Annotated in this window: 15 protein-coding genes and 1 pseudogene; 6 read left to right on the top strand and 10 right to left on the bottom strand. The window is 56.1% G+C overall.

The window, feature by feature from the left end:
* Positions 1-2: 2 nt before the first annotated feature.
* Positions 3-1118 (top strand): cellulose synthase complex periplasmic endoglucanase BcsZ, encoded by a 1116-nt coding sequence (gene bcsZ, locus HU749_RS04810; protein WP_186650509.1) that lies wholly within the window; start codon positions 3-5, stop codon positions 1116-1118.
* Entirely contained in the window at positions 1106-4582 is a 3477-nt protein-coding gene (gene bcsC, locus HU749_RS04805) for a cellulose synthase complex outer membrane protein BcsC (protein ID WP_186650506.1), read from the top strand. Before bcsZ ends, bcsC begins: the two co-directional genes overlap by 13 nt.
* A 40-nt stretch (positions 4583-4622) precedes the next feature.
* Here bcsC and leuA read toward each other — a convergent pair whose 3' ends face one another.
* The 4 genes and pseudogenes from leuA to HU749_RS04785 all read right to left on the bottom strand — a co-directional run.
* Entirely contained in the window at positions 4623-6317 is a 1695-nt protein-coding gene (leuA, locus tag HU749_RS04800; protein ID WP_186650591.1) for a 2-isopropylmalate synthase, read from the bottom strand.
* A 226-nt stretch (positions 6318-6543) separates the two neighbouring features.
* A complete protein-coding gene (locus tag HU749_RS04795; protein ID WP_186650503.1) occupies positions 6544-7479 on the bottom strand; it encodes an AraC family transcriptional regulator in 936 nt (311 codons plus the stop codon).
* 21 nt (positions 7480-7500) lie between these two features.
* Positions 7501-8334: an oxidoreductase gene (locus tag HU749_RS04790; protein WP_095974190.1), complete on the bottom strand. Its 834-nt coding sequence runs from the start codon at positions 8332-8334 to the stop codon at positions 7501-7503.
* 99 nt (positions 8335-8433) lie between these two features.
* A pseudogene (locus HU749_RS04785) lies at positions 8434-8760 on the bottom strand (leucine-rich repeat domain-containing protein); the annotation flags it as partial.
* 504 nt (positions 8761-9264) lie between these two features.
* Between HU749_RS04785 and HU749_RS04780 the strand changes: the two are divergent.
* Entirely contained in the window at positions 9265-10239 is a 975-nt protein-coding gene (locus HU749_RS04780) for a HipA domain-containing protein (RefSeq protein WP_095962079.1), read from the top strand.
* The gene (locus HU749_RS04775; protein ID WP_095962080.1) at positions 10226-10918 is read left to right on the top strand and encodes an HIRAN domain-containing protein; all 693 of its coding nucleotides are present in this window, start codon (positions 10226-10228) and stop codon (positions 10916-10918) included. The genes HU749_RS04780 and HU749_RS04775 overlap by 14 nt, the downstream gene beginning before the upstream one ends.
* Positions 10919-11321: 403 nt before the next feature.
* On the opposite strand, the gene HU749_RS04770 is transcribed toward HU749_RS04775, so the two are convergent.
* Complete coding sequence (locus HU749_RS04770; RefSeq protein WP_186650501.1) at positions 11322-12803, bottom strand: leucine-rich repeat domain-containing protein; 1482 nt, start codon at positions 12801-12803, stop codon at positions 11322-11324.
* Positions 12804-13527: 724 nt separating this feature from the next.
* On the opposite strand from HU749_RS04770, the gene HU749_RS04765 reads away from it, so the two are divergent.
* Together HU749_RS04765 and HU749_RS04760 are read left to right on the top strand one after the other, a co-directional pair.
* Positions 13528-13800 carry a hypothetical protein gene (locus HU749_RS04765; RefSeq protein WP_095962082.1) on the top strand — a complete coding sequence of 91 codons (273 nt, stop codon included), beginning with the start codon at positions 13528-13530 and terminating at the stop codon, positions 13798-13800.
* Positions 13801-13983: 183 nt separating this feature from the next.
* The gene (locus HU749_RS04760; RefSeq protein ID WP_186650498.1) at positions 13984-15345 is read left to right on the top strand and encodes a Fic family protein; all 1362 of its coding nucleotides are present in this window, start codon (positions 13984-13986) and stop codon (positions 15343-15345) included.
* A 183-nt stretch (positions 15346-15528) separates the two neighbouring features.
* On the opposite strand, the gene HU749_RS04755 is transcribed toward HU749_RS04760, so the two are convergent.
* From HU749_RS04755 to HU749_RS04735, 5 genes are all read right to left on the bottom strand, one after another.
* Positions 15529-16602 carry a tetratricopeptide repeat protein gene (locus HU749_RS04755; RefSeq protein WP_095962084.1) on the bottom strand — a complete coding sequence of 358 codons (1074 nt, stop codon included), beginning with the start codon at positions 16600-16602 and terminating at the stop codon, positions 15529-15531.
* 41 nt (positions 16603-16643) lie between these two features.
* Positions 16644-17468 (bottom strand): DUF695 domain-containing protein, encoded by an 825-nt coding sequence (locus tag HU749_RS04750; RefSeq protein WP_225919128.1) that lies wholly within the window; start codon positions 17466-17468, stop codon positions 16644-16646.
* A gap of 175 nt (positions 17469-17643) precedes the next feature.
* Positions 17644-18111 (bottom strand): hypothetical protein, encoded by a 468-nt coding sequence (locus tag HU749_RS04745; RefSeq protein ID WP_186650495.1) that lies wholly within the window; start codon positions 18109-18111, stop codon positions 17644-17646.
* 214 nt (positions 18112-18325) lie between these two features.
* A complete protein-coding gene (locus HU749_RS04740; protein WP_186650493.1) occupies positions 18326-18919 on the bottom strand; it encodes a hypothetical protein in 594 nt (197 codons plus the stop codon).
* A 211-nt stretch (positions 18920-19130) separates the two neighbouring features.
* Positions 19131-19556, bottom strand: a complete 426-nt coding sequence (locus tag HU749_RS04735; protein WP_186650490.1) for an RDD family protein — start codon at positions 19554-19556, stop codon at positions 19131-19133.
* Positions 19557-19613 lie beyond the last annotated feature (57 nt).

The raw sequence follows: 19613 nt of genomic DNA, 5'->3' as shown, positions 1-19613 counted from the left end.
GGGTGAAAGCTTTCTTCGCGCTGGCCTTGGCCGCGTTGATCGTAGCGCCTGGCTTTGCCGGTGCTACTGAATGCGACTGGCCGGCCTGGCAGAATTTTCGTCAGGCGATGCTCAGCTCGGACGGACGGGTCATTGACCACTCCTCGGAGCAGTTGATCTCCACGTCTGAAGGACAGAGCTACGGGCTGTTTTTCGCCCTGCTGGGCAATGACCGCGATAGCTTCGCCAAAGTGCTGCGCTGGACTCAGGACAACCTGGCCGGCGGAGACCTTAACCGGCAGCTTCCGGCATGGCAGTGGGGCCGCGACAACGCTGGCCGCTGGCAGGTACTGGATAGCAACAACGCCACCGATGCCGACTTGTGGATCGCCTATAGCCTGCTGGAAGCCGGGCGTCTGTGGCATCAACCGGATTACCTGGCCTTGGGCCGCAGCCTGCTCTGGCGCAGTGCGGCACAAAGCCTGCGCAAGCTACCAGGCCTGGGCCTGATGCTGTTGCCCGGCGACTCCGGATTCGAAAACGCCGAGGGTTGGCGCCTGAATGCCAGCTATCTGCCGCCGCAATTGCTGGCACGCTTCGCCCTGGAAGCACCGATCTGGGCGGAGCTGGCCAGCAACACCGAGCGTCTGCTGATCGAAAGTTCACCCAAGGGCCTGGCACCCGACTGGCAACTGTGGAAACCCGGGCAGGGTTGGGCCGTGGACAGTCAGAAAGGCAGCGTTGGTAGCTATGACGCCATTCGTGTCTACCTCTGGGTGGGCATGCTGGACAAGGATACCCCCGGGCGCACCAGGTTGATCGAACACTTCAAACCCATGCTGGACCTGACTGCGCGGCTGGGCCACGTTCCGGAAAAAGTCGACACACTCACCGGTTTTGACAATGGCGCCGGCCCGGTTGGTTTCAGTGCTGCATTGCTGCCCTTGCTGGCTGCCAGCCCGGACAGCGTGGCTGCCCTCAAGACCCAACGCCAACGCCTGCAACAACAGCCGCCCTTGGCAGATGCCTATTACAACCAATCGCTGATGCTGTTCGGGCAGGGCTGGGACCAACAACGTTATCGCTTCGATAAGAACGGACGCCTCGTGCCAAACTGGATTGCCGCATGCAAAAAATGACCGGTTTCGGGCTGCTGCTGAGCAGCGTTTATGGGGTCGCCCTGGGCGAGCCTCTCAGCCCGCCCGACCAGCAGCAATGGCTGCTGGAGCAGATCCGCATTGGTGAGGCGCTGTACCGCGAAGACCTGGTGCATGACTCGCTGGCTCGCCTGGAGCTGATCGCCCCGGACAATGCGCAGGTGAAAGTTGTCGAAGTCCGCCAGGCACTGCTGCAAAAAAATCAACCGGAAGCCGAACGCCTGGTCGCCCAACTGCGCCAACAGGCGCCAGGCACGGCGGCCCTGCGTAAGGCCGAGAGCTTGTTGAAAAGGCACGGTGCCGATGGTCAAAGGGCTCTGCAGGAGGCGCGCCTGCTGGCCGTCGCCGGCCGCTTTGAAGACGCTATCAAGGCCTATCGACAGTTGTTCGGCGATGATATGCCGGACTTTGCCACGGCTCTGGAATATCTGAATGTGCGTAGCGGCATCAAGGCCGAGCGCCCTGTCGTGATCGAGCAGTTGCTCGAACTGGACCGGCAGTACCCCGGCAATGCCTCGCTGCGCCAGACCTTGGCCGGCCTGCTGTTTGCCGAAAAGCGTGATCCTGAGGCGCTGGACGTCCTGCATCAATTGGCTGGCGATCCGAACGCCAGCGACAACGCTGCCGAGCGCGAATACAACTATTGGCTCGAACAACCGGTAGGGCCCGAAACCGCGCAGGGCTGGCGAGTGTTTCTGAAGCTCTATCCCAATACCAGCATGCGCCCTGACGCGACTAAGCAGTTGCAAGAGCAGGAGCAATACCTGGCTGATCCGGCCTGGCAGGCCGGAGTCAAAGGCAAGGCACTGCTTGAGGCCGGCAACAACGTCGGCGCTGAAGCCAGTTTGCGTCGGGCGATCAAACGTTACCCACAAGACTCCAGCCTGCTGGGCTCGCTGGGTGTTTCGCTGATGCGCCAGAACAGGCACGAAGCGGCATACCACGCTTTCGTCAAAGCCTCGTCCATCGAGCAAGACACCTTCTGGATGACCAAATGGCAGGATCTCAAGGCTGCCAACTATCAGTGGATGCTGCTGCAAAAGGGTGATGAAGCCCTTGAGCGAAAGGATTATCGCGTTGCAAAAAAATGGTACCGGCAGGCGAACCAAGCCAAGCCAAACGACCCTGCGCCGCTGATCGGCTTATCCTACGTTGCCCGTGGCGAATCCGATGACATCACCGCAGAAGCCTTGCTGGTGCGCGCGCGCAAGCTCGATCCGAGCAATGCAAGCACGGTGCGTGCGATGGTCCGCCTGTACCAGTCGCAATCACCGGAAAAGGCCGAGCACTACCTCGACAGCCTGACGCCCAAAGAACAGCAAGAGTTCCAAAGCGTGCGTCGGGAACTGACGCTGGATCGCCTCAATGCGCAGGCCGATGGCGCTACCCGGCGCAGCGATTGGGCGCAGGTGACGGTAGCCTTGAGCAAGGCTCGCGTGCTGGACCCGGACAATCCCTGGTTGGTGTACCGCTTGGCCAATGCCCAGCGCGAACGTGGTCTCAATGCCGAGGCCGATCAAAGCTTCCACTGGCTGTTACAACGTCGGGGCCAGAACGCCGACGCGCGCTATGCCCACGGCCTGTTTCTGGCCAATGCCGAGCGTGACGGCGATGCCATGGGCACGCTGCAACAGATCCCCCGTGCCGCCTGGAGCGACAACATGAACGCGCTGTGGGCTCGTCTGCAGCGTCGCCAGTTGCTGGCGAAGGCCCGAGCGCTACGCGACGGCGGCCATGAGGCCCAGGCCGAAGCGCTGCTGATGCGCGCGCCGACCACTGACGACTACCTGACCCTGGCCGACTGGGCCCAGCAGCGTGGCGACCTGGTACAGGCCGAAAGCCGCTATCGCAAGGTGCTGACCAGCGTGCCGAAAAATGCCGAGGCCCAACTCGGCCTGAGCGAAGTGCTGATCGCCAGCGGTCAACCGAACGCCGCCAAGGTCAGTCTTATGGCCGTGTCGGCGCCGGTACCGGCGGATGTGTCGTTTCAGCGCCGGCTGGCCAATGCCTGGGCGTCGCTGGGCGACAAGACGCGTGCGAACGCGCTGTTCGCGCAGTTGCTCAATACCCCGCAAACTGATCCGTTGGTCTATCGGGATGCGGCGCGTCTGCTGTCTCGAGAAGAGCCGCAGCGAGCCCTGGATGACTATGCGCGCAGCATGGGCGCGGCAAGGATGATCGAACCGCCACAGGCCGAACCGCGCGACAACCGCGCCATGACCTTGGCCAGCCGTGCCAGCGACGGCGATGACTGGTTGAAGCGCAGCATCCGCAGCGACGTCGACGAGCTGTACCAAAAGCAGAATCCGACGGTGAACCTGTACCACGACCTCGCCTGGCGCACCGACAACAGTTCCTCGGGGGTCTCGGACCTGACCACCCAAACCACCATCCTGCGCATCGACGCGCCGGTGGCCCAAGGGCAAGGCTTTGTCCAGGCTGAAGACATAAATCTGGATGTCAGCAATTTTTCCAGCACCGACCGGTTCGGCTTGTGCGCGGTGGTGGTGAATGGCTGCACCAGCGCTTCGCAGAGCGTGCGCGGCACCCAGCTGGGCATGGGCTGGCACGATGATCGATGGGCCTTCGACCTTGGCCACACGCCACAAGAATTCACCGTGTCGAACTGGGTGGGCGGTGTCACCTACAGCGGCGACTGGAGCAGCCTGGACTACCGCCTCACGGCATCGCGGCGTCCCCTGACCAACTCACTGGTGTCGTATGCCGGTGCGGTCGATCCGGTCACCGGAACCCAGTGGGGCGGCGTTACCGCCAACGGCTTCACCTTGGGCCTGAGCCATGACCGAGGCGCCAAGGATGGCGTGTGGGCAAGCCTGAGCAGTCATTGGTTAGTGGGGCAAAACGTTGAGAACAACCAACGGCGCACAGCCATGGGCGGTTACTACTATCGCCTGGTGGAACGTGCCGACGAACGTCTGCGCACTGGCCTGACCCTGATGTACATGGGCTTCGACAAGGACTTGAGCGAAGACACACTCGGCCAGGGCGGCTACTACAGCCCACAGCAGTACTACTCGGTCAGCGTGCCGGTGAACTACGCCTGGCGTAACGCTGACTGGTCGGCCCTGCTCGAAAGCTCAGTGGGTTGGTCGTTCGCGAAAATCGACGGCTCTGATTTCTACCCCAAAGACAATCGCGAAGCTGATCTGCAGAGCCTGCTGGCGCAATCGAACAAGACGCTGGTGGACAACCCGTCCCTGACCAAGAGTGGCAGTAGCAGCAACGGCTACAATTTACGTGTCCAGGGCCTCGTGGAGCGTCGCCTTTCCGATAACCTGGTCCTGGGCGCCGGCATCACCTGGCAGCACAGCGAAGGCTACGCCCCGAGCCGGGCCTTGCTTTACTTGCGCTACACATTTGACCCGTGGCAAGGCAACCTGCCGCTACCGGTGGAGCCGATCTCGCCTTATGCGGATATGCGCTAGAGCGCCACAGCAGCGGCGCCGGGCTGTACACGCAGCCCTGTCAGCAAGGCCCCGCAGCGCTCATCACGCTGAGCAGCCCCAGGCGCGATGCGTGATTGACGGCGCTTGTCACCGCCTTGAGCGACGCCAGCAAACTACTGCCGTCGCGCGCGGCGCCGAATAGCAGCCGGTTATTCACCCGAATCTCGACATAGGCCAGTGCTTCGGCCTGAGCCCCATCGCGAGCAGCGTGCTCATGATAATCGGCGATATCGAAGTGAACGCCACGCTGGGCAAATGCATCGACCAGCGCCGCCAGCGGACCGTTGCCCTCACCGCTGAGGTCGAACTGGGTGCCGCCCATGTCGAGCACGCCCTCCAGGTAAGTCACGGCGCCTTCGCTGACCAATTTTGGCTGCAACAACGTGTAGGGCGTGCCCTCCTCCAGATAGTGCCGGGTAAAGCACGCAAGGATCATCTCGCTACTGATCTCCTGGCCCGATCCATCCGCCTCTTGCTGGACCAGGTTGCTGAACTCCATCTGCAACCGGCGCGGCATCACGACCCCATGCTGTTCAAGCAGATAGGCCACGCCGCCTTTACCGGATTGGCTATTGACGCGAATGACCGCCTCATAACTGCGCCCCATATCCGCCGGATCAATAGGCAGATAAGGCACTTCCCAGAAGCCATCGGGATTGGCCTGGCGCACTGCAAAGCCTTTCTTGATCGCGTCCTGATGCGACCCTGAAAAGGCCGTGAACACCAGCTCGCCCGCGTAAGGATGGCGAGGATGCGTGGGCAGCTGGTTACAGTATTCCACCTCGCGCTGGACGTGGAGGATATCCGAGAAATCCAGCTGCGGATCGATACCGCTGGTGTAGAGATTCATGGCCAGGGTGAGGATATCGACATTGCCGGTTCGCTCGCCGTTACCAAACAGCGTGCCCTCGACCCGTTCGGCACCGGCCAGGCAGGCCTGCTCGGCGGTGGCAACCCCGGTGCCCCGGTCATTGTGCGGATGGACGCTGATGATCACGCTGTCACGACGGCTGAAATGCCGGCAAAACCATTCGATCTGATCGGCGAAGACATTGGCCGTGGAGACTTCGACGGTCGTCGGCAGGTTCAGGATCATCTTGTTGGTAGGCGTTGGTGCGAAGACGTCCGTCACCGCCTCGCAGACTTGCAATGCGAAATCCAACTCGGTGAAACAAAAAGTCTCGGGGGAATACTGGAAGGTCCACTGCGTCTCGGGATTGTTGTCCATGTGCTGTTTGATTTCGCGAGTGGCCTGGGTGGCAATCTCGATGCACCCGGCGCGGTCAACACCGAATACCACGTCTCGAAACACCGGTGCGGTCGCGTTGTACACATGCACGATAGCGCGGGGAGCGCCCTTCAATGCCTCAAACGTGCGCTCGATGAGATGGCTGCGGGCTTGCGTCATGACCTGAATCGTCACGTCATCGGGAATCGCACCGGTTTCGATAAGTTCGCGCACGTAATCGAAATCGGTCTGCGAAGCGGCTGGAAAGCCTACTTCGATTTCCTTGAAACCGACCTTGACCAACAGGTCGAAGAAACGACGCTTGCGTTCGGCATTCATCGGCTCGATCAAGGCCTGATTGCCATCGCGCATATCGACGCTGCACCAGCTAGGCGCAACGGACTGGACCTTACCGGGCCATGTGCGGTCCGGCAGATCCACGGTGGTGAAATGTCGATATTTGCTGGAAGGATCCTTCAGCATCATGGCGTTTATCCTTTTTGATACGTCCATAGGTGGGCAGGCTCGGCATCTGACGCCACCGAACATTGGATCCAATAATAAACGAGCATAACTTGATGCAAATTGCGTTTCCACATCAACAGAATGAAAAAACAACAAGGAATAACCAATAAAATTCAATTCTGTGGTTATTTATGCTCAAGCTCTAAACATTTGAACAATTTCAGATCTAACAGGATCCAGCCCACCCCTAATGCGACGAAACATAAACAGACGGCTCAGCAGGTGCCGGCAACGCATAAGTCGCCTTCATCCATTCAATCTCCGCCTGAGGTGTTCGCCCGAACATCCGCTTGAACTCGCGGCTGAATTGCGAGGCGCTTTCGTAGCCGACGTTGAACGCGGCCGTCGAGGCGCTCATGGTGTTGCGCAGCATCAATAAGCGCGCCTGGTGCAGGCGTGTCGATTTCAAGTACTGCATGGGCGTGGAGTCCGTCACGCTGCGAAAGTGCAGGTGAAAGTTGGGGATGCTCATGTTGGCTTCGTGGGCGAGCGTTTCGACGTCCAGGTGCTCGTGGTAGCAGCTGTGGATCTTGCGGATCGCCCGGGTGATCTTGCCGAAGTGCCCCTGGCGACTGAGCGCGGCGCGCATCGAGCCGCCCTGCTCGCCGGTCAGGATCCGGTAGTAGATTTCCCGTACCAGTGACGGCCCGAGTATTTGCGCTTCGCCCGGGCGACTCATGGCTTCCAGCAAACGCAGCGTCGAGCTGCGCAGCAAATCGTCCATGGGCGAGGCGTACATGCCTTTGGGTTGGGCATCGCTGGGGCCGAGGGTCTCGTCCACTAGCAGCATCAACTCGCTGGCCAGCTGCAAGTCGAGACGCATGTAGACCGCCAGCATGGGCTCAGCTTCGGTGGCGTCGGTCTCCATGGTGAACGGAACCGGGACAGACACCACCAGGTAGTGCTGGGCGTCATATACGTAGACGTCCTCACCCAGATAACCGCGCTTGCGCCCCTGGCACAGGATCACGATACCGGGCTCATACAACACCGGCGTGCGCGTCAGCGGCCGGTTTGAACGCAGAAAACGGATATCCTCCAGCGCGCTGAGGTTGTAGCCCTCGACCGGCGCGAGCTGTTCCATCAACTGCACCATGCGCGAAGTGTTTGAGGCCTGAGTCATTGATGCCCCTTTGCTGGCCGCTCAACCGTCGGTCGAACGGGTCAGCGCTTCCCATTGATCGATCTCACTGGCCGCTCGACTGAGTTTGTCGCGCACCAGGTTCAGTGCATCGCTGCCCAACAACACATGCGCAGGAGGCGTCGGGCTGGCAATGATCTGCAACATCGCTTGCGCCGCTTTCCGAGGATCGCCCAGTTGCTTGCCGCTTTTTTCCACGCGCGCTTTACGTATCGGATCGAAACTGGCGTCGTAGTCGGCAATGCTCCGCGCCGTACGCTGCATCGAACGCCCCGCCCAGTCGGTGCGAAACGAACCAGGCGCCACCGCGGTCACGAAGATGTTGAACGGTAGCAGCTCCTTGCTCAGCGTATCGGAGAGGCCTTCGAGGGCAAACTTGCTCGCGCAGTAATAGGAAATGCCCGGCATGGTAATCGTGCCGCCCATGGAGGTGATATTGAGAATATGACCGGCACGGCGCTGGCGAAAATACGGCACGAAGGCCTTGGTCACCGCCACCGCGCCAAACACGTTGACGTCGAACTGGCGACGCATCTCCTCCAGCGGCGATTCTTCGAAAATGCCTTCATGGCCGTAGCCGGCATTGTTGACCAGGACATCGACCGGGCCGTAAGTGGTTTCTATCTCCGCCACCGCGCTATCGATTCGATCGAACTCGGTGACATCCAGGATCACGCCATGGGCACGCTCCGTGGAGAGCGCTTCGAAGGCCTGCAACGCCGCCTCACTGCGCACGGTGCCGATGACACGATGGCCTGCTGCGAGCGCCTCCTGCGCCAGGGCGTTGCCCAAGCCGCTGCTCACGCCGGTGATGAAGAGGGTTTTTCTGTCGTGCATGGTGAACTCCAATGGATAAATAGGAGGCCATGGTAACGATCGAAAAATGGCCCACCTATGCCGGTTTGCCTTGGGGCATTGCCTATTCCTATCAGCGCGTCAGATGCCCGGACCGGTCACGTGGGCTGGCAAACTGGCCAAGCGATCCCAGCCGTCTGTATCGATCCCGGCGCAGTTGGGCAACCACAGTGTTTGCAGCGGCAGTTGCTCCAACACGGGCACCACGGCCGACGTGATCCGCGATTCCCCTGGATCCGCCCCTAGTGTCAGGTCCCGCAGCGGCATGCCTGCGAGATGGGCCACCCCGGCGTCAGTCAGCCAAGGGCTGTCATATAGACCCAGGCGCTGCAGGGGCAGATCCCGCAAACAAGCCAGGTCGGCATCGCGCAGGTTCAGGCCGCTTATTTCAAGTTGCTCCAATGGCAATTCAAAAAACGTGTCGGTCCCCGTAGCCCTTTTTTGTGCCCTGGACGTTGGTTCTGGGTTGAGGATGCCGGCTCTATGGCAACGCTCCCCCGAGCGTTTTCGCTAACAAATGCTAACAAAACGTCGTATTGAGTCAGATACGGCTTTCCTTCAATACTCAGTCATCGACCGGCTGATGTAGTGCAACATAGATCTCAGCGAACCAGAGCAAGAACTGAAGGGAGTTTAGCTAGGAGGCTGCGTCCGACCTTAAATGGCCTGAGGTCGGGCCAATGGGCTCACCTAACGCGGAGCTCGTCAGGGGATGAGCTGGACTTCTGCGCAATTCCGAATGTGTTAAATACTGCTTGCAGCGGGGTATAGGCGAGACGAAGACGGAAAGAATTTTTCAGGGTCGGTTGTGTAATTTCTGATCTACGGCGTGTGCTCTGGTAGGGCGATGTATTTACGCTGAGTCAACGGTTTCACGATTACCAAATGAGTAATCGCTAAAGGACTAATAAATTGCCTATTCAATTAAACCCCATTGATATTGCCGAGTGGCGCCGTCACCGAGAGTTCTCGGAGGCATACCCGGAGGGAGCTAGACCTAAGCGCCTTGTGGTCTCACCCTATGACCCTATCCAAGATGTCATAAGGCCCGACTGGCAATACATGTTCAAACTTTCCGATGAAAAATATCCAGAACAATACTGGGCGGAGCTGATCGCATATCAAATCGGCCTGCTTCTAAATATTGATGTTCCACCGGCCCACGCTGCATTTGACTCAATGACGGGTGAGTGCGGATCTTTAAGCGAATGGTTTTATACGCCAGACGAAGAGGTTTTCTTTGCCGCAGGCTATTTTTTCTACAGAGAAATTAAAAACTTTGATAAAGACAGGGGGACACAACACAATCTTCTTACCGCTCAAAAACTGAGCATAGACTTTATCGGCGACAACCAAATATTTGATTTCTGGTCAATGCTAATGTTCGACGCCGTGATAGGAAATACCGATCGCCATCAAGATAACTGGGGATACTTGATCACATCCTCACCCAACACCAAAAGCGTCGCAAGAAGAAAGGGAGAACAATACGGCCTAAGATTAAAGTTCGCCCCCTGGTTTGACAACGGCACAAGTCTTGGCTATCAAATACTAGAAAGAAAATTCTCTCAATGGGATGCGTTTCGCCTAGATAATTTCATCAGAAAAGGCACACACCATATTAGATGGGCGCCGGACAACTTAGTCCAAGTCGGACATCTAGAATCTATGGATTTTATTTCTAAGCACAACCCCAAAGTACGTGCACTAATCTTAAGAAAACTCAAACAATTCGATACTGCGCACTTTATAAATTTTATGGAGCAACTGGTTGACCTACCAATGCCGCCCCATGCTAGACTGACCAAAGCAAGGGCCAATTTTGTGATCAGGCTCACCTTGAGGCGCATAGAATTGATTACGGAAAAATTAAATGCACACCATTGATCACGTTTTTGAACCATCTCGGCTATTTTTGGTCTGGACGAGCGTAACGGAAGGAGTTGCGCGCAATCGTAGGATAGTAGGCGAACTACTTAAGAGAAATGACTCTTACTTGTTCCGTTACTTGAAAGACACTCCCGACTATCACGCTGCGGTAAACGAAGGTTTTATTAGCTTTCCAGCATTCACAATTCATGGAAATGAGTGGTTTGAGAACGCATTGGCAGCATTTATGAGTCGGATACCGCCACGAAAAAGACAGGATTTCCCAAAGTATCTGGCTCAATATGGTCTTCCTAGTAACTTTAGCGGCTCCGACTTTTCACTTCTTGGATATACAGGCGCAAGGTTAGCTAGCGATAGCTTTGAGTTATGCCCAGATCTTTCGACGGCATCAGCCCCTATAGATATAGTATTGGAAGTAAGTGGAACGCAGTACAACAAAATATTTGGCGAACTGACCGAAGGAATGCCGATTAATTTTGTCCGCGAGCCGGAAAACACTCATGATAAAAATGCAATCGCAATAGTTACTGAGTTTGGCAGAATTGGTTACGTTAGCAGAGCTCTCAACAAAGGATTCTCCGAACTACTTACTCATTCTGTAGTGCAAGGCTCTATCTTAAGCACTAATACAATCAACGAAAAAATCAAGATCCTAGTACTTGCGGCATTTAAGTAACAAGCCACTATGAATTATTCATGCCGGTTTTTTCTACCTTGCTGCACAGCACAAGTCGACGTTCTATTGATACGAGCTCGCCAAGTGCGGTTTTTTTTATACTCAGAGCCGTGAGGGAGGACTGAGCATACCCCACTCAAAACCAGGTCTAGCGGAGCCGGCCAGCCTATAGCCTTAGAAATGATGATGGGTGAGACCTTCAGAGATCGCTGTATGGCGGGATAAAAGGGCAATGTAGATAGTATAAAAACTAGGGGTTCGCAGCGGCAATCCTCTATCCAATACAGAGGTGAGAGATAAGGTGATCCTCACTGCACATAAGCGGGAAAACGGGAACAGACAACGTTTTGGCATATAAGAAACTATATAAGTAATCTTTTCCCGCATCCCTCCTATCAGCGTGTCAGATTCCCGGACCGGTCACGCGGGCTGGCAATCTGGCCAAGCGATCCCAACCGTTTGCATCGATCCCGGCGCAGTTGGGCAACCACAGTGTTTGCAGCGGAAGCTGCTCCAATACAGGCACCACGGCCGACGTGATCCGCGATTCCCCTGGATCAGCCCCGAGTGTCAGGTCCCGCAGCGGCATACGCGCAAGATGAGCCACGCCGGCGTCAGTCAGCCATGGGCTGTCAAGCAAGCCCAGGCGCTGCAGCGGCAGGTCCCGCAAACAGGCCAAGTCGGCGTCGCGCAGGTTCAGACCACTTATTTCAAGTTGCTCCAACGGCAATCCCAACTCAACGAGTTTGCGCAAGACCTTGCCATCAATGCCCTGGCAATAACTCAGATCGAGCCGTTTCAGCGGCAGCCCGGCCAGTTGTTTCAGCGCCTTCGACGTGATGTCGTTCAAGGACAGGTCCAGGGACTCCAACTGCAACCCGCGCAGATCACTCAACGTACTGGCGCAGACGCCCTGCACATCGGAGAGTCCCAAGCGCTTCAGGGGAAACTCGTGCAGCAAATCGAGCCGCTCGATCACTTGCCGTAGACACTTGAGGTCCAGGTCTGTGAGCGGCATTCCCTCCAGCACTTCAAGATCGTCTTCGCAGATGAACGCAGATTGGAGCGAAAGCTTTTCCAGCGGCAGATTTTGAATCGCCTGCAACACGCTCTCGCTTGCATAACAGTCATCCAGACTCAACGAGCGCAACTCCGTCAGGTCGCCAAGCCAGGACGGATCGTCGAGGATCGCGCCGCTGCCACTGAGGGACAACTGTTCGAGGGGATGACTTGCCAAGTGCGCCATGCCACGGGACGTCAGCTCGCCCACGCGTTGCAAGGTCAGGGAGCGCAGCTTGAGGCGTGACAGTGCACGAAGGCCGTCGTCGGTGATGTCATCGCAACGGTTCAACGACAGTTCCTGCAACGGGCTGTCGCTCAGTTGACGGAGGAAGCTGTCGTCGAAGTCCTCGCCGTAGGTTTGCAACTTCAGCCGACGCAAACGTGCGGGCGACGGGAGGCAATTGGCGTTATCGTCGCGGGAAAAATTACTGACTTCCAAGGTTTCGAGGGCATTGGCGGGCAAACGCTGCCACGTCTCCGGCCCGCAGATAAACCTCGGGCTGTTGAGCACCAAGGTGCGCAAGGGCAGCCCGGCCAGGGCGTCACACCACTGGGGTTCGGCGTTGTTCAACTCCAGATGGTCGACCGGCAGGCCACGCAGGTGCGACAGCAAAGGGCCGGGGCGGTTTGTGTGGGCCGTGGTGTTCAGTTGAGCCACCACCAAGTTAGCCGCCGGATCGCCCAGGCCCGCCGCGACGCGTAAACCTTCCAGTGACGCCTCACCAGTATCGAGCAAATCGCGATAGAGCGAAGCACGCGTGGTGGTGTCATCGGGGTTGGTGGCGAGTTGGGTGATTAGAGCGTTGCGGTTGGGGGTCTGCACGATCTAGGAATCTGCGAAAGGGATTGAAGGGGGATATGGCCGTTAGGGAAGCATAAAACAAAGTCTTGCTGAAGAGGCTGCCAGGGTTGGGTAGCGCCATATGCTTTCACCTTGTGGCGAGGGAGTCCCCGCCGCGTCTTCGACGCTGCGCTGTCGCGCAGGGAACAAGGCCCTGTGGCGAGGGGATTTATCCCCGCTGGGGCGCGCAGCGGCCCTAAAGCACTCAACTCAATCTTCCTGGCACACCGAGTTGCCTGGTTTTGGGGGCTGCTGCGCAGCCCAGCGGGGATAAATCCCCTCGCCACAAAGGGAGTGTTCTTTCCTACCTGAGACACATGGCCGACTTATTTCAGCAGAATTTTTTTTATTAAAAATCAGCAAGTTGTAATTTGTTCCATGAGAGCTTGCTCCCGCTGGGCTGCGAAGCGGCCCCACGTTTTTGCGGTCGCTGCGCAACCGAGCGGGAGCAAGCTCCCTCGCCACAGTCCTCTCTCTAGCCATGATGATGTGCCGAATGGACGACTGGCTCGCCCCTGTTGATAGCCACAAAGCGATGTAGGGAAATACCGCCGCTGAAAGGCCAAAGCTCCTACATGAAGCTCGGAAAGCGGTGTCTTGTGGCGCTTGAGCGGGGCGGCCTATAGTTCCTCGTCGCCCCAATGGCGACTCGGGTTTGGCGACCCGGCAACGAGGTAGCTCCTTTCAACTGAATGAGGTCCTACCGATGAACCGATACATGCCCATCACCGGCATCGACTGCATCCCCGCTACCCTGCTGATCGACACCCAAGCCCCACTCGACGTCCTCTTCGAAACCGCCGACTACCGCATCCGCACCGTGACTCAACTGCTGGAAAACATCGCGTTCCGCTCGGAGATCAGTTCCGACACGCTGGTGCTTTCCGACTTCTGCAAAATGCTGACGATCGCGTTGCGCGATGGGTGTGATGTGATGGATGTGATTGGCAGACGATTGCGGGCGCAGGCGGCGGAATAAGTGACGACGGGCGACTATGGCCATAACGTAGCCCCTACCGTCGGGAGCAACTACATCTATCTACTCCGATGAGCTGTGGCGCAGTTCGTCAAGAACTGCGCCACATTTTCAACCCAAAATGGCGCGATTCTGAGAACTGCGCCATAATCGCGCCAAATCTTCTCTAACAGCGCCAACATAACCATGCCTTCGACCACCGACATACTGAACAGTATCCAGGCATCCAGGAGCGGGGCGAGCCTCTCAGAGCTTTTGACCAAGCACCCGGAAATCGCCCGGCGAACGGCGCAGCGCATCCTTGCAAACCTGGTCGAAAGCAGCCAAATCACTGCACAGGGAGAAGGCAGGGCACGACGTTATTTCGCAATAGAACACCAGGCCGAAACCCACGCCCTGAATACTGACACCGATGCCTTCCCTGCCTTCATTCCATTATCTGCAGACAGCCGGGACATACTCGCCTATATCAACCAGCCCACAGAAGCGCGCAAGCCGGTGGGCTACCAACGTGACTTTCTGGACGCCTATCGTCCTAACGAGACAGGGTACTTACCTGAGTCGTTGCGGCGCCAATTGCACAGGATGGGCAAAACCGCAGATGCGACGGAGCCAGCAGGCACTTACAGCCGGGCGGTCCTGAATCGCTTGTTGATTGATCTGTCGTGGGCATCAAGCCATCTGGAAGGGAACACCTACTCACGGCTCGACACACGACAACTCATTGAGCAAGGTAAGGCAGCACAGGGCAAGGCCGCTATAGAAACGCAGATGATCTTGAACCATAAGACAGCTATCGAGCTTTTGGTCGAGAACATCGAGAGTGCCGAGTTCAACCGTTACACATTAATGAACCTGCATAGCTCCCTGGCCGAAAACCTGCTGCCCAACCCAGCAGACGAGGGCCGAATTCGCCAGCACGCCGTCGACATCGGGAAAAGCACCTATCGCCCGCTCTCAACGCCACAGCAAATTGAAGAAGCACTGGATGTCCTGCTTGGCAAAGCCAATCAGATCGCTGATCCGTTCGAGCAGTCTTTCTTCATGATGGTGCACCTGCCCTATTTGCAGCCTTTTGCCGACATCAATAAACGCACCTCCCGACTGGCAGCGAATCTCCCTTTGTTCCGGGCCAACCTTTGTCCGCTGACCTTTCTGGATGTACCGGAGCAGGCCTACAGCCGAGCCACATTGGGTGTGTACGAAATGACCCGTGTAGAGCTGCTTCGCGACCTGTATATCTGGGCCTACGAACGCTCAACACAGGAATATCTGGCAATCAAGCAAGACCTTGCGGAGCCGGATCCTTTACGCCTGGCATGGCGAGACTTCATCAAGAAGACCATTCGGGAAATCATCACTCACCCAGAACTTGACCCATTGTCATGTATTCAACGCTCGGTAGCGGAATATGTTTCAGAAAGAGAGCAGCCGGAGGTGCAAGCACTGATCGTCGAAGAACTCCGTCGACTGCACGAAGGGGTGCTCGCACGCTACGGGTTACGACCATCGGAGTTCATGTCCTGGAAGTCGCTCCATGGCCACTGATGGATGACGGGGGTGATGTGATTGGCCGATGGTTACGGGCGCAGGCTGCTAAATAAATGAAAACGAGCGACCTTTGGTCGCCCGTTTCGCTTATATGCTCCAGTTAGCGCACACGCGTACTGACTTACCTTAGGCCCCTGCACTTATTGCACCGAAGCCGTCTTGAAGTGACTAACCGAGTTGTCAGCCCCGTTTGGCACTCGGGGACAGGACGACCGGCGCCACGAAGTCGAACGTTTCTTGACCCGCTGGAAGCATGTAGGGATCTTTCATAGTCAGGCGGTACACCGCAGACACCACAGCAGTGTCTATCACTGGATCGCCGGAACTCTCGGCCAGGTAAACCTCGGGCTTCGGACTCCTGGTCGAGAACCTGAAAAGCACTCTAACTGTCAGCGTTTGACCAGAGTGATTGAGCCCACCGAGCTCATACGAGCGCCATAACTCGAAACGCATCTGGCGCAGAAGCCCCCCAATCCATACTCGATTGTATTTCTGCACCTGCTCAGCATCGAGCTCCAGCCCAAGGGCCAATAGCGGCCGCATTGCCTTCCAGGCGGGGTCACCATATTTTTGGGTAGCATCGACGTACAGCTTCAAAGCACCCGACACATCCTGCGCACCGCCCTTGCCCTGCTCCATCAACCCACCCAACCCCACCACACCACCTATACCTGCGCGGGTGTAATAATCGCGGGCCTTCACCGGGTCAACTGGCTCGTCAATCCCATCCCGCGCCATGCGCGCGAGCTCCACATAGGCATATGGATCGGCCGGCGCCGCTTGCAGGTAGAGTGACCTGGCCCGGGCAGTGTTCTGGCTCACGCCTGTGCCGCGCTCATAGAAGGTACCGAGCACATGCTGGCAAGTCGGAATTCCACCTTCGCTCGCGGATATGACGAGCTGCAAGTCGGACGGTTGAACAGTTCGGTAGTGGGTGGTTTGGCGACATGCCTTGCCTTGGTTGCCATCCAAGGCGTCGTCAAAGGTGCCAAGCGGCACGAAGGGATTGCGCAACTCCGCAAGGTAACGGTCCGTCGGAGTGGTGCGGGACTCCTCAAGGTACTCGACGGTGCTCCTCCCAAGGTCTTTCATGCTCTGGCAACCGCCGAGGGCAATCATCAGACCGATCAATACGATATTTTTTGCATGCTGTGTCGTGTCCATACGTGAAACGCGGTTGCTCGTGGTGATGATCCGCGTGTGCTCCAATAAATAAACAATAAACTGGACAGACCTAGCTTTAGCAAAAAACAACTGCTAACTACCTGATAAAGGGTTGTCTGCCCCCGCCTTCTTCACTCCACACATGTCTTGGGCGTGATACGGATATTTTCAGGCAGACTTTCACCACTTTGCATTTCAGTGCTCAACGCTGGTTCTTTGCGTGCGCTCAACTCAATAGGGTATGGCCCAGTCTGCGCTAGGATTGCTCTTGTTTGAGCGATAAAAGCTTCGTCGTTGCGTGTATAGAAGATCCACTCCCGCTGTTTTCCACCCGTCACCGTGCACACCCACTTCGCTAGCCCTTTATCCTGCATCGCCGGGAGTATCAGCCTCTCCATTTCATTCATCCGGACACGGTCTCGGAGAGCCGGTATGAGCCCCTTGGAAGAGTACTTCCAAGTGACCTTGACCTTAAAAGGTAGTGCCCGCTTTTCAGTCGTCGATATCGAACCAGCACCCTTGTAGAGCATGGGAACGGGTGTATCTGGAAAATCGGACGGTTGGTAAATATCGTCGACAACGTCGACTATTTCCATTGGTTGAGGATAATCGCCGGTATCATCGAGAAGAGCGCTGAGAGCCATACTTTGGCTGGCCTCCCGATCAGCCACACAGTTATCGTACTCCACACTTTTAACCGGGCCCGCATCCAGGCACCGGTCGCGCTCGACCGGTGGGGGCGAGTGGGTTTTGGAGCTGGAGCAGCCCGCGATGAGTACGCTTGCTAGCGCCAACAACCGGAGCCGGTTATGGACGCCCATCTGGCTAAGCCCCAAGTCCAGAGACTGTGATCCGGAGAGTTTGCAGTCCTGGCGTTGCCTGCGAAGCTTTGCTGTGACGTACTGCACGCCATGACCAGACTCCATCAAAGAGCGCTCGGACTTTTCAGTGACCATCGGTGTTTTTCCCTCAACTCGCGACCTCGTCCTGAAGACCGGTCCTTCTAATTCTTACAAAAATGGACCAGAAATGGGGACAGATTTATTTATAAACCGAGCAAAACCAACAAATCTGCCCCTCTGTGTTTCACAAAATAAATCTGTCCCCTTTTTGGCAGCCACCTTACCGGCATCATTTTGGGCAGTTCAACTGTTCAGGGCGAAGCTCAATGGAAAAGAGTGTGCTGTTTCGGGCCAGGTAGTGATGCTCCTGGTGAAACTTGAACCTGCGCATCATCGTCAGCAACTGCGGTTCCTTGCAGGCCAGTTCCTCCAAATCACGGCGTACTCTCGCCTCCATGCTGGCCTTGCGTTCCTCGGAGAGGCTGCTCGCTGCTAAGTCGATCCTGTAGCGGTAGAAGATCGTGTCACCGTACGTAAAACCGACGTACTCAAGGGTGGTAATTGCATCCAGTTGCTTTGGCAGCGTCGCGTCCAGCTGGGCGAGGTGCTCGACCAGCAGCGCCTGTTGGGCCATCTTCTCCTGCTCGGCTTTGAGCGCGAAATAGCGTCCAATGCCGGCAATCAGTACTACCGCAGCGATACCCAAATAGAAATTACGCGGGTTGCGCCGTTTCTTCGGCGCCAACTTCATCAACATATTGAATGACTCGTCTAAGCATGAAAAAGCCCTAGCGAAACTAGAAGCTAGGGGTGAAAACGGTTTAGCCTGACACAACATCCTCGAGGGAGCACTCGGCCAGCCGTTTTCATTTCTTATAGGTGTATCAGCTGGTTAGCCGCTAAGTAAGCGCCATTTGAATCTGCCCCCTTTTCGCTTCGACGCGAGTCAAACAATCTCGAACACTTACAACTTACCCTTCTACCAGAACAGCCAAGGCCATTACAACCTGATCCGAATTATCCGCTAAACTCACACCATACCCGGAAACCTCCAGACCACTATAATCACCCATAGCAACATACCACTCCTCTTCGGCATCAAACTCTAGCTCAGCACAACTCTGAAGATCACTTAACAGGTCACCCAAACCTATACCACAAGCCAACTTACCCTTGTATGAATTTACTGGCCTGCCGCCATCCCTGTATTTTTCAAACATCAAAACCTTAACCGCATAAATCTTCCAAGAGCGGACAATAACATATAGCGCCCGAGGATCAGCACCCGGATGCTCTGGACTATTAAAAAACAAATGCCAATTTGTCAAACCCCTATCAAAAACAGAGAAACCATATCCCCCATTACCATCCGAGTCGAGCCCCATTACCATGGAAAGAACTGGCGAACCTTCAAACTGATAAAGAGCTTTACCTTCATCAACCAAATAACGACCAAGCCCCCTTTCGAATTCAGCCACTGATATTAACAGAGGAATCCCGGCTAAAGATTTGGCAGGTATTACAGGTGCATGCCAAGAGATTTCAATGTTTACATCGTAGTTCATTCCGGAACCCACCTGCTTCTAAAAAAGGGACGGATTTATTTAGAATAGAGCAAAAAAATAAATCTGCCCCTCTGCGTTTCACAAAATAAATTTGTCCCCTTTTTTGTTATTTTCCTAATGCATCGGGAAACGATCTGGTTTGGTGGCCATACAAATGCTTGTCCCCTTTTCGTTCGCTTTTGAACGCTCGATTTCCCGTGGCACCCTCCCTTTACTTGGATCGGATCACAATTGTAGATGCGAGCATGTCACCAAGCCGCTTCCGTGAGCCAAAGAAAATAAATACCCAATCAAATACATTCAGGAACGGGGTAGTGATGTTACGCATAAAAGACTGATAAACGTTGCAGCTCAGGTAACTGCGCTCATCAACCACAGACATTCCTAGCAGCTTTTTCCCCACACTTTGGCCGTTCGGCATTGAATCAGAAAACAGGTAGTACGCCGCAGCCACACCTAAAGCCAGAAAACCGACCACGCTTGGCGGAAGACCGACGAACTCGGCTGAGCGTCCTACGAGGACGAACAGAAAAATAGTAATGAGAGAGTCAATGATTTGCCCTCCCCATCGACGCCCCAGGCCTGCCAGATTATTGGGTTTACGATACTCATCCTGAGTATTGTTGCTGATCTCCATGAATTACTACTCCTTAGGTATATAGATACAGAATTAGCAACGAAAACAAACGAAAAT

It is taken from the genome of Pseudomonas ogarae, from assembly GCF_014268695.2.
Classification (GTDB): Bacteria; Pseudomonadota; Gammaproteobacteria; order Pseudomonadales; family Pseudomonadaceae; genus Aquipseudomonas; species Aquipseudomonas kilonensis.
Note: the sequence above shows the minus strand (reverse complement) of the source record. Positions and strands in the feature narration are given on the sequence as shown.

Coding starts and splice junctions, on each gene's coding strand:
- bcsC (WP_186650506.1), top strand. CDS start 1,106: ATGCAAAAAATGACCGGTTTCGGGCTGCTGCTGAGCAGCGTTTATGGG.
- leuA (WP_186650591.1), bottom strand. CDS start 6,317: ATGATGCTGAAGGATCCTTCCAGCAAATATCGACATTTCACCACCGTG.
- HU749_RS04795 (WP_186650503.1), bottom strand. CDS start 7,479: ATGACTCAGGCCTCAAACACTTCGCGCATGGTGCAGTTGATGGAACAG.
- HU749_RS04790 (WP_095974190.1), bottom strand. CDS start 8,334: ATGCACGACAGAAAAACCCTCTTCATCACCGGCGTGAGCAGCGGCTTG.
- HU749_RS04775 (WP_095962080.1), top strand. CDS start 10,226: ATGCACACCATTGATCACGTTTTTGAACCATCTCGGCTATTTTTGGTC.
- HU749_RS04765 (WP_095962082.1), top strand. CDS start 13,528: ATGAACCGATACATGCCCATCACCGGCATCGACTGCATCCCCGCTACC.
- HU749_RS04760 (WP_186650498.1), top strand. CDS start 13,984: ATGCCTTCGACCACCGACATACTGAACAGTATCCAGGCATCCAGGAGC.
- HU749_RS04750 (WP_225919128.1), bottom strand. CDS start 17,468: ATGGTCACTGAAAAGTCCGAGCGCTCTTTGATGGAGTCTGGTCATGGC.
- HU749_RS04745 (WP_186650495.1), bottom strand. CDS start 18,111: ATGTTGATGAAGTTGGCGCCGAAGAAACGGCGCAACCCGCGTAATTTC.
- HU749_RS04740 (WP_186650493.1), bottom strand. CDS start 18,919: ATGAACTACGATGTAAACATTGAAATCTCTTGGCATGCACCTGTAATA.
- HU749_RS04735 (WP_186650490.1), bottom strand. CDS start 19,556: ATGGAGATCAGCAACAATACTCAGGATGAGTATCGTAAACCCAATAAT.